This window comes from Kitasatospora sp. NPDC085879 (assembly GCF_040686255.1).
Classification (GTDB): domain Bacteria; phylum Actinomycetota; class Actinomycetes; order Streptomycetales; family Streptomycetaceae; genus Kitasatospora.
Genome location: NZ_JBFBJZ010000003.1, coordinates 160309 through 172993, shown reverse-complemented (window position 1 = coordinate 172993; position 12685 = coordinate 160309). Strand labels below are relative to the sequence as shown.

At 72.1% G+C, this 12685-nt stretch carries 12 protein-coding genes; 10 read left to right on the top strand and 2 right to left on the bottom strand.

Annotated features, from left to right (window positions below; genetic code table 11):
* Nucleotides 1–130 precede the first annotated feature (130 nt).
* The 7 genes from AB0P35_RS04000 to AB0P35_RS03970 all read left to right on the top strand — a co-directional run bounded on the left by AB0P35_RS04000 (nucleotide 131) and on the right by AB0P35_RS03970 (nucleotide 7469).
* Nucleotides 131–904, top strand: coding sequence for a 3-hydroxybutyrate dehydrogenase (locus tag AB0P35_RS04000; protein ID WP_363506130.1), 774 nt, complete (start codon nucleotides 131–133; stop codon nucleotides 902–904).
* 71 nt (nucleotides 905–975) lie between these two features.
* Nucleotides 976–2319, top strand: a complete 1344-nt coding sequence (locus tag AB0P35_RS03995; protein ID WP_363506127.1) for an MFS transporter — start codon at nucleotides 976–978, stop codon at nucleotides 2317–2319.
* An 88-nt stretch (nucleotides 2320–2407) separates the two neighbouring features.
* Nucleotides 2408–4318 carry a GAF domain-containing protein gene (locus tag AB0P35_RS03990; protein WP_363506124.1) on the top strand — a complete coding sequence of 637 codons (1911 nt, stop codon included), beginning with the start codon at nucleotides 2408–2410 and terminating at the stop codon, nucleotides 4316–4318.
* A gap of 104 nt (nucleotides 4319–4422) precedes the next feature.
* Nucleotides 4423–5193 (top strand): lipoyl(octanoyl) transferase LipB, encoded by a 771-nt coding sequence (gene lipB, locus AB0P35_RS03985; protein WP_363506344.1) that lies wholly within the window; start codon nucleotides 4423–4425, stop codon nucleotides 5191–5193.
* A gap of 120 nt (nucleotides 5194–5313) precedes the next feature.
* On the top strand, nucleotides 5314–6267 hold the full coding sequence (lipA, locus tag AB0P35_RS03980) for a lipoyl synthase (protein WP_095877017.1): 954 nt from the start codon (nucleotides 5314–5316) through the stop codon (nucleotides 6265–6267).
* 209 nt (nucleotides 6268–6476) lie between these two features.
* Nucleotides 6477–6689 (top strand): hypothetical protein, encoded by a 213-nt coding sequence (locus tag AB0P35_RS03975; protein ID WP_363506121.1) that lies wholly within the window; start codon nucleotides 6477–6479, stop codon nucleotides 6687–6689.
* A gap of 90 nt (nucleotides 6690–6779) precedes the next feature.
* Nucleotides 6780–7469: a DUF4191 domain-containing protein gene (locus tag AB0P35_RS03970; protein WP_095877019.1), complete on the top strand. Its 690-nt coding sequence runs from the start codon at nucleotides 6780–6782 to the stop codon at nucleotides 7467–7469.
* A 72-nt stretch (nucleotides 7470–7541) separates the two neighbouring features.
* On the opposite strand, the gene AB0P35_RS03965 is transcribed toward AB0P35_RS03970, so the two are convergent.
* Entirely contained in the window at nucleotides 7542–8009 is a 468-nt protein-coding gene (locus AB0P35_RS03965; protein ID WP_363506118.1) for an RDD family protein, read from the bottom strand.
* 231 nt (nucleotides 8010–8240) lie between these two features.
* On the opposite strand from AB0P35_RS03965, the gene glnA reads away from it, so the two are divergent.
* Nucleotides 8241–9656 (top strand): type I glutamate--ammonia ligase, encoded by a 1416-nt coding sequence (gene glnA / locus AB0P35_RS03960; protein ID WP_363506116.1) that lies wholly within the window; start codon nucleotides 8241–8243, stop codon nucleotides 9654–9656.
* Between the two features lie 137 nt (nucleotides 9657–9793).
* Here glnA and AB0P35_RS03955 read toward each other — a convergent pair whose 3' ends face one another.
* The gene (locus AB0P35_RS03955; protein ID WP_363506113.1) at nucleotides 9794–10795 is read right to left on the bottom strand and encodes a WYL domain-containing protein; all 1002 of its coding nucleotides are present in this window, start codon (nucleotides 10793–10795) and stop codon (nucleotides 9794–9796) included.
* Between the two features lie 160 nt (nucleotides 10796–10955).
* Between AB0P35_RS03955 and AB0P35_RS03950 the strand changes: the two genes are divergently transcribed.
* A complete protein-coding gene (locus AB0P35_RS03950; RefSeq protein ID WP_363506110.1) occupies nucleotides 10956–11378 on the top strand; it encodes a VOC family protein in 423 nt (140 codons plus the stop codon).
* A 155-nt stretch (nucleotides 11379–11533) separates the two neighbouring features.
* The gene (locus AB0P35_RS03945) at nucleotides 11534–12631 is read left to right on the top strand and encodes a winged helix DNA-binding domain-containing protein (protein ID WP_363506107.1); all 1098 of its coding nucleotides are present in this window, start codon (nucleotides 11534–11536) and stop codon (nucleotides 12629–12631) included.
* The last annotated feature ends 54 nt before the right edge of the window (nucleotides 12632–12685 follow it).

Sequence of the window (12685 nt, the reverse complement as noted above, 5' to 3'; positions counted from 1 at the left end):
ACACGGGGTTTGGATTGCACCACCGGTGCGCCTGTGGCTGGCCCGTGGAACGCCCGCACATGCCGGAGCGGGCACATGTGTCGTCCGGACACATAGGTGCGCGGGCGGAGGGTTCCTACCGTTCTCGGCCATGGACACCACTTCAGCCACCGCCCCGGCGCCGGCCCTGCAGGGCCGGACGGCACTGGTCACCGGCGCCGCCTCCGGCATCGGCCGGGCCTGCGCCGAGGCCTTCGCCGCGGCCGGCGCGCGGGTCTACGTCGTCGACCTCGCCGCCGCCCCGGCCGAGGAGCTCGCCGGGCGGATCGGCGGGGTCGCCGTCGTCGCCGACCTCTCCGACCCGCAGGCGGTGGAGGCCCTGCCGGACGACGCCGACATCGTCGTGAACAACGCCGGCCTGCAGTACGTCGCGCCGCTGCACGAGTTCCCCACGGAGCGGTTCGCGCTGATCCAGAAGGTCATGGTGGAGGCGCCGTTCCGGATCATCCGCCGCACCCTGCCGCACATGTACGGGAACGAGTGGGGACGCATCGTCAACATCTCCTCGGTGCACGGGCTGCGCGCCAGCGCCTTCAAGTCCGCCTACGTGACCGCCAAGCACGGGCTCGAAGGGCTCAGCAAGACGGCAGCCCTGGAGGGCGCCCCCTACGGCGTCACCAGCAACTGCATCAACCCGGGCTACGTGCGCACGGCCCTGGTGGAGCGGCAGGTCGCGGCCCAGGCCCTGGCGCACGGCATCCGCGAGGACGAGGTGGTGGAGCAGATCATGCTCGACCGCACCGCCGTCAAGCGGCTCATCGAACCCGACGAGGTGGCGCAGCTGGCGCTCTGGCTCTGCTCGCCGTCCGCCTCCTACATCACCGGCGCCAGCCTGCCCGTGGACGGCGGCTGGACGGCCCACTGACCCTCCCGCCGGGCCCGCGGGCCCGGCGCGCACCCTCCCGCACAGCCCCTCCCCCGAGAACAGGTGACCCCATGGCCCACTCTCCCGACGTCGCGAGACAAGGCTCCCCGCTCTGGAAGGTGGTCGGCGCCAGCCTCATCGGCACCACCGTCGAGTGGTACGACTACTTCCTGTACGGCACCGCCGCCGCGCTGGTCTTCGGCAAGGTGTTCTTCCCCGACAGCGACCCGCTGACCGGCACGCTGCTGTCCTTCCTCACCTACGCGATCGGCTTCGCGGCCCGTCCGCTGGGCGCCCTGGTCTTCGGCCACTTCGGCGACCGGATCGGCCGCAAGCGGCTGCTGGTGCTGAGCCTGCTGCTGATGGGCGGCGCGACCACGCTGATCGGCTGCCTGCCGACGTACCGCCAGATCGGTGTCACGGCGCCGCTGCTGCTCACCGCGCTGCGGCTGGTGCAGGGCTTCGCGCTGGGCGGTGAGTGGGGCGGCGCGGTGCTGCTGGTCTCCGAGCACGGCGACAAGGCGCGGCGCGGCTTCTGGGCGTCCTGGCCGCAGGGCGGCGCCCCGGCGGGCAACCTGCTGGCGGCGGGCGTGCTGTCGCTGATGACGGCGACCCTGTCGGACGAGGCGTTCCTCTCCTGGGGCTGGCGGGTGCCGTTCCTGCTGTCCGCGGTGCTGGTGATGGTCGGCCTGTGGATCCGCCTCTCGGTGGACGAGTCGCCGCTGTTCCAGCAGGCGCTGGCCGCGGCGAAGGCCCGGAGGACGGCCGAGCAGCCGCCGATCGTCGCGGTGCTGCGCAACCACTGGCGTGACGTGCTGGTCGCCATGGGCGCCCGGATGGCCGAGAACATCTCGTACTACGTGATGACCACCTTCGTGCTGGCGTACGCGGTCGGCCACGTGCACCTGCCGAAGCAGACCGCACTGAACGCGGTACTGATCGCCTCCGCGGTCCAGTTCGCGCTGATCCCGCTGTTCGGCGCGCTCTCCGACCGGATCGGCCGCAAGCCGGTGTACCTGGCCGGCGCGGTGGGCGTGGGCGTCTGGGCGTTCGTCTTCTTCGGCATGGTGGACACGAAGTCGTTCGGCGCACTCGTCGCCGCGATCACGATCGGCCTGGTCTTCCACAGCGCGATGTACGCCCCGCAGGCGGCGTTCTTCTCCGAGCTGTTCGCCACCCGGATGCGGTACTCCGGTGCCTCCATCGGCGCCCAGTTCTCCTCGGTGGCGGCCGGCGCGCCGGCCCCGCTGATCGCCACCGCACTGCTCAAGGACTACGGCAGTTCCACCCCGATCGCGGTGTACGTGGCGATCGCGGCCGCGATCACCGTCCTCGCGGTGCTCTGCTCCCGGGAGACCCGCGGCGAGGACCTCGCCGAGACCGAGCCGGCCCGCGCGAGCGTCCCGGTCGGCTGACCCGCCCGGTGCGGCCCGGGGCACTCCCCCAGCCCCCGGGCCGCACCGCTCCCGCACCGCACGGATGAATGGCACGATGGCCCGCACCATGAACGAGCCCCCCGAGAGCGCGGCCCCCGCCCTGCGCCGGCTGATCGACCTGCTCGCCTCCGGCGCGGCCACCGAGGACTTCGCCGAGGTGCTCGCCGAGGCGCGCCGGCAGGGCGCGCCCCCCGCCGTGCTCGCCGAGATCGACGCCGCCGCCTGGCAGGCGCTGCGGGTGCACCGGACGCTGCGTCAGCACCGGCGGCGCGAGGCCGAACTGACCGCCCTCTTCGACACCGCGGGCGACCTCGCCGCCTCCCGGGACCTCGACGCGGTGCTCCAGGCGATCGTCCGGCGGGCCCGGATGCTGCTCGGCACCGACACCGCGTACCTCACCCTCCCCGACGAGGACGCCGGGGACACGTACATGCGGGTCACCGACGGCTCGGTCTCGCAGCTCTTCCAGACCCTGCGGCTCAGCCTCGGCGACGGCCTCGGCGGCCTGGTCGCGCAGACGGCCCGGCCCTACGCCACCCCCGACTACCGCACCGACGAGCGGTTCCACCACACCGGCAGCATCGACGCCGGCGTGCTGGACGAGGGCCTGGTCGCGATCATCGGCGTGCCGCTGCTGCTCGGCGGCCGGGTGATCGGCGTGCTGTTCGCCGCCGACCGCTCCCCGCGGGCGTTCTCCCCGGACGAGGTCGCCCTGCTGTGCACCCTCGCCGCGCACGCCGCCGTCGCCCTGGACACCGCGAAGGCGCTCGCCGACACCCGGGCCGCGCTCACCGACCTCGCCGCCGCCAACCACGTCATCCAGGCGCACGCCACCGCCGTCCAGCGCGCCGAGCAGGCCCACGACCGGCTCACCGACCTGGTGCTGCGCGGCGCCGAGGCCGCCGACGTCGCCGCCGAGGTCGCCACCCTGCTCGGCGGCGAGGTCGCCGTCCACGACACCGAGGGCCACCTGCTCACCGGCCGCCCCGGACCGGACGGCGCCGCCGGCCCCTCCCGGCATCTCGCCGAGGCGCTCGCCGCCTCCCGCACCGAGGGCAGGGCGGTACGCCGCGGCGAGGACTGGGTGTGCGCCGCCCTGGCCGGCCACGACCTGCTCGGCGGCCTCGTGCTGCGCGGCCGGGCCGGTCTCGACGACGCCGACCGGCGGATCTTCGAACGGGCCAGTGTGGTGACCGCGCTGCTCCTGCTGCTGCGGCGGTCCGTCGCCGAGACGGAGAACCGGGTCCGCGGGGAACTCCTCGCCGACCTGCTCACCGCGCCCGACCGGGACCCGGCCGGACTCACCGCGCGCGGCCGCCGGCTCGGCGTCGACCTGGGCCGCCGCCACCTCGTCCTGGTCGCCGAGGCCGACCCCGCCGGCCGCACCCGGCTCGCCGGGGCCGCCGCCCGCTACCTGTTCGGCACCCGCGGCATCAGCGCCGAGCACGGCGAGGCCGTCGTCCTGCTGCTGCCCGACGACGGCACCCCGCCCGACCTGGCCGCCGCCGACGCCGCCGACCGGCTCGCCCGGCTCGCCGGCTGCCCCGTCACCGTCGGCGCGGGCGGGCCCGCCGCCGGGCCGGCCGCGCTGGCGGCCGCGCACGGGGAGGGGGTGCGGTGCGTGCGGGCCCTGCGGGTGCTCGGCCGCGAGGGCGCCGGGGCCTCCGCCGCCGGGCTCGGCTTCCTCGGCGTGCTGCTCGGCGACGGGCACGACGTCGCGGGCTTCGTCGGGTCGGCGCTCGGACCGCTCGTCACGTACGACGCCCGGCGGGGGACGGAACTGGTACGGACCCTGCGGGCCTACTTCGACTGCGGCGGCAGCCTCACCCGCGCCAAGGACGAGCTCCACGTCCACGTGAACACGGTCGTCCAGCGCCTGGACCGGATCGAGGTCCTGCTGGGCCACGACTGGAACGCCCCCGAACGCGCCCTGGAACTCCAGCTGGCGCTGCGGCTCCAGCTGCTGGCCGACCCCTAGGACCTGCCCTCGTCGGGTCGTTCCGGGGCAGGCGTACAGTGACCGGGTTGGTCTCGAACGCCTGGCAAGGAGCAGCGGTGAGCGAGAACGTACGGTTCGTGACGATGGGGATCGGCGAGGGCGCCGTCCCGTACCCGGAGGCCTGGGAGGAGCAGCAGCGGCTGCACGCGCTGCGCGTCGCGGACGAGATCCCGGACACCGTGCTGCTGCTGGAGCACCCGCCGGTGTTCACGGCGGGCAAGCGCACCAACCCGGAGGACTACCCGCTGGACGGGACGCCGGTGGTGCAGGTGAACCGCGGTGGTGAGATCACCTGGCACGGTCCGGGCCAGCTGGTGGGGTACCCGATCGTCAAGCTGCCGGACCCGATCGACGTGGTGTCGTACGTGCGTCGGCTGGAGGAGGCACTGATCCGCGCCTGCGCCGAGTTCGGGGTGGCGACCTCGCGGGTGGAGGGCCGCAGCGGGGTGTGGGTGCTCGGCGAGGAGATCCCGGACGCGGTGGTGGATCCGTCGCAGGTGGTGGAGATCGGCCGGCTGACGCTGCGGATGGGCCTGCCGCTGGGGATCGACCCGCGGCTGGCCGGGCCGGAGTACGCGCCGTCGAACGCGGGTCAGCGGGGTGACGACCGGAAGCTGGCGGCGATCGGTGTCCGGGTGGCGCGCGGGGTGACGATGCACGGGTTCGCGCTGAACTGCGACCCGGACATGACGTGGTTCGACCGGATCGTGCCGTGCGGGATCCGGGACGCCGGGGTGGGGTCGCTGGCCGGGGAGCTGGGCCGGCCGTTCGGTGTCGCGGACGCGCTGCCGGTGGTGCAGAAGCACCTGGCGGGCATCCTCGCGGAGCTGCCGGAGCCCGCACTCGCCCGCTGAGGCGGGAATCTACCGGCAAGTAGCCCTGTTGCCCTGCGATTGAGGGGCAACAGGCCCGGTACAGGCGATGAAAGCACAGGCGTACCCTGGGGGTACCCCGTCTAGTTCTAGGAGTTGCACGTGTCCGCTGTCGCGCCCGACGGCAGGAAGCTTCTCCGCCTGGAGGTCCGCAACAGCGAGACCCCCATCGAGCGGAAGCCCGAGTGGATCAAGACCCGGGCGAAGATGGGCCCGGAGTACAACGCCCTCCAGTCGCTGGTGAAGAAGGAGGGGCTGCACACCGTCTGCCAGGAGGCCGGCTGCCCCAACATCTTCGAATGCTGGGAGGACCGCGAGGCCACCTTCCTCATCGGCGGTGACCAGTGCACCCGCCGCTGCGACTTCTGCCAGATCGACACCGGCAAGCCCGCCGAGTTCGACCGTGACGAGCCGCGCCGGGTCGCCGAGTCCATCGTCACGATGGACCTCAACTACGCCACGATCACCGGTGTCGCCCGCGACGACCTGGAGGACGGCGGGGCCTGGCTGTACGCCGAGACGGTCCGCCAGGTGCACGCGCTGACGGCCGGCCGTGAGGCCGGCCGGACGGGTGTCGAGCTGCTGATCCCGGACTTCAACGCCGTCCCGGAGCAGCTGGCCGAGGTGTTCTCCTCGCGGCCCGAGGTGCTGGCGCACAACGTCGAGACGGTGCCGCGGATCTTCAAGCGGATCCGCCCCGCCTTCCGCTACGAGCGCTCGCTGGACGTCATCACGCAGGCCCGCGCGGCCGGCCTGGTCACCAAGTCCAACCTGATCCTCGGCATGGGCGAGACCCGCGAGGAGGTCAGCCAGGCGCTGGCGGACCTGGTCGGGGCCGGCTGCGAGCTGATCACCATCACCCAGTACCTGCGGCCCTCGCTGCGCCACCACCCGGTGGAGCGCTGGGTGAAGCCGCACGAGTTCGTGGAGCTGCAGCAGGAGGCCGAGGAGCTCGGCTTCGCCGGTGTGATGTCGGGTCCGCTGGTGCGGTCCTCGTACCGGGCGGGCCGGCTGTACCGGCAGGCGCTGGAGCACCGCGAGCGCGCGGCCGTCTGAGGCGCCCGAGCGGCCGCGCGAGGGTCGTACCGGAAGCTTCGGAGGGCGGCGGGCCGCGGCCTGCCGCCCTCCGGCGTACCTCCGGCGCGGCCGTCTTGCGGTCGTGCGGCTTTCATGCGACTTTGACCGGCAGGTCACCGATCGGTAACACCTGCGGGCGACGCTGGCGGTGTCGGTCGTCCGTAGGTCCTTGAGGGGAGCTGTTGAGCATGGAGGCAGTGAGCGGATCGCCTCGCGGTCTGCGGCCGGCGCGGATGCCGTCGGTGGGCGGTGCCCTGCGCTACGCCGAGAGCGTGCTGCTGGCCGGGGGGCAGCGGCAGGCCCGCCGCAACGCCTGGGCCGCGGTCTGCGAGAACCGCCGGCACGCTGCGGAGCGGGAGCTGGACGCGGGTGCGGCGTCCACGCCGCGACGCCGTTCCTGAGGCCGCCGCCGGGCCGTCCGGGTGCGGCCGCGGGCGGTCGGGGGCACCGCCCTTGGATATCCCGCCCCCCCGACACGTACCATGAGCCCTATGGCGAGGGAAACATCCGAGAACCCCGGGCGGCTGCAGCAGATCCGCACGGCGTACACCATGACCAAGAAGGTCGACACCAAGATCGGCCTGATCATCGCCGGCGTCGGCCTCATCACCTTCGGCGTGTTCCTCGCCATCGGGTTTGCGATCGGACACCCCGTCTACCTGGGCATCCTCGGCTTCGTCGTGGCGTTCCTGGCGGTCGCGGTGGTCTTCGGTCGTCGGGCCGAGCGAGCCGCGTTCGGGCAGATGGAGGGCCAGCCGGGCGCGGTCGCGGCGGTACTGAACAACATCCGGCGCGGCTGGAGTGCCAACCCGACCCCGGTCGCGGTCACCCGCAGCCAGGACGCGGTGTACCGCGCGGTCGGCCGTCCGGGCATCGCGCTGATCGGTGAGGGCAACCCGAACCGGGTGCGGCCGCTGCTCGCCGCCGAGAAGAAGAAGATGGCCAGGGTCGTCGGCGACATCCCGGTGCACGACATCATGGTCGGCAACGGCGAGGGCGAGATCCCGCTGAAGAAGCTGCAGGTGCACCTGATGCGGCTGCCGCGGGCGATCACTCCGGCCCAGGTCACCGAGACCAACGACCGGCTGCGCGCGCTGGGCGACCTGCTCTCCCGGGCGCCGATCCCCAAGGGCCCGATGCCCAAGGGCGCCCGGATGCCCAAGGGCGGCCAGGTCCGCTGAGCCCCACCTCCACCGACACCACGGCCCCGCCGCGATCCTCGCGGCGGGGCCGTTCGACGTCCGGGGGACGGGTCAGATGCGGACCTCGGCGGTGCCGACCGCCTTGTCGTGGAGGCCGCGGGTGTCGCGGTCCCAGATCGCGGCGGGGACGATCAGGCAGAGCAGCAGGGTGCGCAGCAGCACCTGCGGGATGGAGGCGCGGGAGCCGTCCAGCCGGACGACGCGCAGGCCGAAGAGCCGCTTGCCGACGGTGGTGCCGCTGGTGGCGAGCAGGACGACGGTGACGACGTAGAACAGCGGGGTGGTCCACAGGTTGGCGGCGGCCTGGTCGCCGCGGGAGAGCAGCCCGTAGGCGACGAGGCTGCAGAGCCAGCCGTCGACGAACAGGGCGCCCAGGCGCCGGCCGGGGCCGGCGATCGAGCCGGGGCCCTCCTTCGGCAGGCCGAGGCGCTCGCCGCGGTGACCGAAGTCGGCGCCCATCTTCTCGGCGGCGGCCTTCGGCCCGTCCAGCCACGATCCCAACGCATCTCTGGTGTCCACGAAATCCACAGTATCCGGGCTTTACGGGCGATCTTCGGCGGCCTCCCCCGACACGCGCGGACGCCTCGCCGCGCGGTCTGGACCACTCGGCGCCATCATGGGTGTTTTGTCCCGGGCCGTATGACTTTGCCCACACTATGGGTGCCGCTGGTTAACATGCAGAGGACGGGGAAATCACCCACCGGAAACGGGCGGCTCCTACGGTGGGCCGCACGCAGCTGAGGAGGATGGATGTTCACCAACGCCGACGAGGTCAGGCAGTACATCACGGACAACGACATCAAGTTCGTCGATGTCCGGTTCTGCGACCTGCCGGGCGTCATGCAGCACTTCTCAGTGCCTGCCTCGACCTTCGACCCGTCCGAAATCCTGATGTTCGACGGCTCCTCGATCCGGGGCTTCCAGGCGATCCACGAGTCCGACATGGCACTCGTGCCCGACCTGGCGACGGCCCGGCTGGACCCGTTCCGCTCCGAAAAGCACCTCAACATCAACTTCTTCATCCAGGACCCGATCACGGGCGAGGCCTACAGCCGCGACCCGCGCAACGTCGCCCAGAAGGCCGAGGCCTACCTCGCCTCCTCCGGCATCGCCGACACCGCGTTCTTCGGCCCGGAGGCCGAGTTCTACGTCTTCGACGAGGTCCGCTACGAGACCAGCGCCAACGCCTCGTACTACCACATCGACTCGATCGCCGGCGCCTGGAACACCGGCCGGATCGAGGAGGGCGGCAACCGCGGCTACAAGGTGAAGTACAAGGGCGGCTACTTCCCCGTGCCGCCGGTGGACCACTTCGCCGACCTGCGCGCCGAGATGTCGCTGGAGCTCGCCGCCGCCGGCCTGCAGGTCGAGCGGCAGCACCACGAGGTCGGCACGGCCGGCCAGGCGGAGATCAACTACAAGTTCAACACCCTGCTGCACGCCGCCGACGACCTGATGCTGTTCAAGTACATCATCAAGAACGTCGCCTGGCGGAACGGCAAGACCGCCACCTTCATGCCCAAGCCGATCTTCGGCGACAACGGCTCCGGCATGCACGTCCACCAGTCGCTGTGGACCGAGGGCTCGCCGCTCTTCTACGACGAGCAGGGCTACGCCGGCCTCTCCGACACCGCTCGCTACTACATCGGCGGTCTGCTCAGGCACGCCCCCTCGCTGCTGGCCTTCACCAACCCCTCGGTGAACTCCTACCACCGCCTGGTGCCGGGCTTCGAGGCGCCGGTCAACCTGGTGTACTCGCAGCGCAACCGCTCCGCCGCGATCCGCATCCCGATCACCGGGTCGAACGCCAAGGCCAAGCGCATCGAGTTCCGCGCGCCCGACCCGTCCTCCAACCCGTACCTGGCCTTCTCCGCCATGCTGATGGCGGGCCTGGACGGCATCAAGAACAAGATCGAGCCGCTGGAGCCGGTCGACAAGGACCTCTACGAGCTGGCCCCCGACGAGCACTCCGCCGTACCGCAGGTACCCGCCTCGCTCGGCGCCGTCCTCGACGCGCTGGAGGCCGACCACGAGTACCTGCTCGCGGGCGGGGTGTTCACCCCCGACCTGATCGAGACCTGGATCGACTTCAAGCGCACCAACGAGATCGCCCCGATCGCCCTGCGGCCGCACCCGCACGAGTTCGAGCTCTACTTCGACCTGTAAAGGGCTTCTGACTTCGAGTTCTCGCAGGTCGGCGTCTCGCTGACCTGCGAGAACTCCTCAGCCCAGCTACCCGCTGCGACGCCGGGTAGCAGTGTCGGGACGATGGGCCTGCGGGACGGATCTGTGGTGATTCCTTCTCACCACTCCGGAACGGCCTCTGGTCTTGCGGTACGGGCAGCGCGGGCGTAGCGGGCGGCGAGGTCCCCGAACGCGGCGGCCAGTTCGGGTGGGTCGATGACGTCGATGTCGGTGTCGAAGCGGCCGATCGCGGCGGCGAGTCCGGTCCATGACCAGGAGCCGAGGATGAGCCGGCACTGGTGGGGTCCGACGTCCACGACGATTCCGTCCTCGGCGAAGGGCGCGACGTGGGCGGCCGGGAGGTGGAGGATGACTTCGCCCCGGCACGGCCAGTCGGTGGTGGTGCCGTCGTTGCCGCGGAACCGGCTGGTGACGAAGGTGGAAACGGTTCCGCCGGGGAGGTCACGCGGGGCGAAGCGGGGGCCGGTGGGTGTGCGGGGCCGGATGCGGTCGACGCGGAAGGTGCGCCAGTCCTCGCGGTGGAGGTCCCAGGCCACCAGGTACCAGCGATGACGCCAGGTGACCAGGTGGTGGGGTTGTACGCGGCGCGCGTCACCGGCCGGGGTGCCCGGACCCCGGGCGTAGTCGAAGCGCAGTTCCTCGCGGGCGTGGATGGCGCGGCTCAGCTCCATCAGGACCTGAGCGTCGACCCGGGGGGTGTCGCCGACCGCCTCGGGCGGTTGGATCGCGGTGATGCGCACCAGGTCGATGCGGTGGCGCAGGCGGGACGGCATGACCTGGCGGAGGGTGGCCAGGGCGCGGGAAGCGTCTTCGGCGACCGTGGTGCCGGCGGCCGCGCTGCGCAGCGCGACAGCCAGGGCAACGGCCTGCTCGTCGTCGAACAGCATGGGCGGCAGGTGGGTGCCGGCCTCCAGGCGGTAGCCACCGGCCGGTCCCTTGACGGTCGTGATCGGGTAGTCGAGTTCGCGCAGGCGGTCGATGTCACGGCGCACGGTGCGCGAGGTAATACCGAGACGCTCGGCGAGATCGTCGCCGGACCAGGCACGGGGCGTCTGAAGGAGCGAGAGCAGCGCGAGCAGGCGGGCGGACGTCTTCTGCATGACACCCATCCTCGCCGGAATACCGGACACACCCTGTCCTCTACCTTTGCCATCGTGGCACACGAGCCGTTCGGGAGGCGCGACCCCCGGTCACGGCAGCCGCCGCTCGGCACCGACGACCGACGGCGCACATCCGTCACACCGAGGCAAGGAACGAACCATGTCCGTCACGACCACCACCCACCTCAACTTCCGGGGCACCGCACGTGAGGCACTGGACTTCTACCAGTCCGTCTTCGGCGGGCGCACCGTCGCGGTCACCTACAAGGACGCGGGCGCCGTGCGGAACGAGAGCGAGGCGGACTGGGTGATGTGGGGCGAGGTGGTCGGCGACAACGGATTCCACGTCATGGCCTACGACGTGCCCACGCAGCTGCCCTGGCACCGGGGCGAGAACGCGTTCTTCGTCTCCGTGCGCGGAGACGACGCCGAGGAGATCAGCGTCCTGTGGGGCAAGCTCGCCGCGGGCTCGACCATCGTGAGCCCCCTGGAGCCCGCACAGTGGGCGCCGCTGTACGGCATGCTCACCGACCGCTTCGGCGTCACCTGGGTCCTGGACGTCACCGCGCCGTACAACAGCTGAACCGACCGACCCGGCCCGCCCGCGCCGTCCGAGCCGCCGCCACCCCGTGGGCGGCCCGGACGGCGCGGGCACCGGACACGTACAACAGCGGAAACCCACCCACACGGACCTGCGACGGCGCCTGTCCCACGAGCGAGCCGTCGCGAGAGAGTGCCATGACCGTCCTCGACACCCGCGCCCTCAATCGCGCCACCCTCGCCCGCCAACACCTGCTCGAGCGCAGCGACAGCTCCGTGTCGCAGGCAGTGGCCCATCTCTGCGGCCTCCAGGCGCAGGAGCCCCAGGAACCCTTCACCGGGCTGTGGTCCCGCCTCTGCGACTTCCGACCCGGGCACCTGGACGATGCGCTGACCGGTCGCAAGGTGGTGCGCACCCACCTGATGCGGCGCACCGTCCACCTCGTCACCGCCGACGACGCGCTCGCCTGGCGAGCCCGCCATGGGACCATGCTGCGCCAGCGAGTGCTGGGAACCTACCGGCGCGAACTGGCCGGCATCGACACGGACGAGGTCGCCGCCGCCGGCCGCGCGGTCATGGCCGACCAGCGGCCGCGCACCATGACCGAGCTGGTACGAGCTCTCGAAGACCGCTGGCCCGGTCCACCGCGCCGTGCCCTGGGCGAGCTGCTCGTCGCAGCCCTCGTCCCGATGGCCCAACTCCCGCCCCGCGGCCTGTGGCGCCAGACCGCCGGCGTACGCAACCTGCCGCTGAGCACCTGGCTGGCACGGGACATCGACCCCCTGCCCGCCGACGGCAGTGATCCCGTCGGACAGCAACTGCTGCTCCGCTACCTCGCCGCGTACGGGCCCGCCGCAAGCGCGGACGTACGCGCCTGGTGCGGCCTCGCCGGCCTTCCCGCCGCCGTCAAAGCCGCCCGCGAAGAACTCGTCGTCTTCCGTGACGAACGCGGCCGCGAACTGCTCGACCTGCCCGACGCGCCCCGCCCGCACCCCGACACCCCGGCCCCCGTCCGGTTCCTTCCGGCCTTCGACAACGCCATCCTGGGTTACCACGACCGCAGCCGCATCATCGACGCCCCCCACCTCGGTCTGTCCGTCGCGGGCCACCGCACCGTCCTCGTCGACGGACGCGTCACCGCCACCTGGACCGTGCGCGACCACCGACTCCACGTCAGCTCCCTGCGCCCTCTCACCGCCCCGGAACGGGAAGCCGTCCACACCGAAGCCCAGGCCCTGACCACCTTCCTGGACAACGACATCGAGCACATCGAACTCGACACATCCAGGCATTGATCAGGGCGAACCAACTCTCCGCCGCGGCGTTCGGGTCGGCGGCGCGCAGGCGGT

What these genes read in the sequence shown, in the direction of transcription:
- AB0P35_RS04000 (WP_363506130.1), top strand. Translation starts at nt 131, where the DNA reads ATGGACACCACTTCAGCCACCGCCCCGGCGCCGGCCCTGCAGGGCCGG.
- AB0P35_RS03995 (WP_363506127.1), top strand. Translation starts at nt 976, where the DNA reads ATGGCCCACTCTCCCGACGTCGCGAGACAAGGCTCCCCGCTCTGGAAG.
- AB0P35_RS03990 (WP_363506124.1), top strand. Translation starts at nt 2,408, where the DNA reads ATGAACGAGCCCCCCGAGAGCGCGGCCCCCGCCCTGCGCCGGCTGATC.
- lipB (WP_363506344.1), top strand. Translation starts at nt 4,423, where the DNA reads ATGGGGATCGGCGAGGGCGCCGTCCCGTACCCGGAGGCCTGGGAGGAG.
- AB0P35_RS03975 (WP_363506121.1), top strand. Translation starts at nt 6,477, where the DNA reads ATGGAGGCAGTGAGCGGATCGCCTCGCGGTCTGCGGCCGGCGCGGATG.
- AB0P35_RS03970 (WP_095877019.1), top strand. Translation starts at nt 6,780, where the DNA reads ATGGCGAGGGAAACATCCGAGAACCCCGGGCGGCTGCAGCAGATCCGC.
- glnA (WP_363506116.1), top strand. Translation starts at nt 8,241, where the DNA reads ATGTTCACCAACGCCGACGAGGTCAGGCAGTACATCACGGACAACGAC.
- AB0P35_RS03955 (WP_363506113.1), bottom strand. Translation starts at nt 10,795, where the DNA reads ATGCAGAAGACGTCCGCCCGCCTGCTCGCGCTGCTCTCGCTCCTTCAG.
- AB0P35_RS03950 (WP_363506110.1), top strand. Translation starts at nt 10,956, where the DNA reads ATGTCCGTCACGACCACCACCCACCTCAACTTCCGGGGCACCGCACGT.
- AB0P35_RS03945 (WP_363506107.1), top strand. Translation starts at nt 11,534, where the DNA reads ATGACCGTCCTCGACACCCGCGCCCTCAATCGCGCCACCCTCGCCCGC.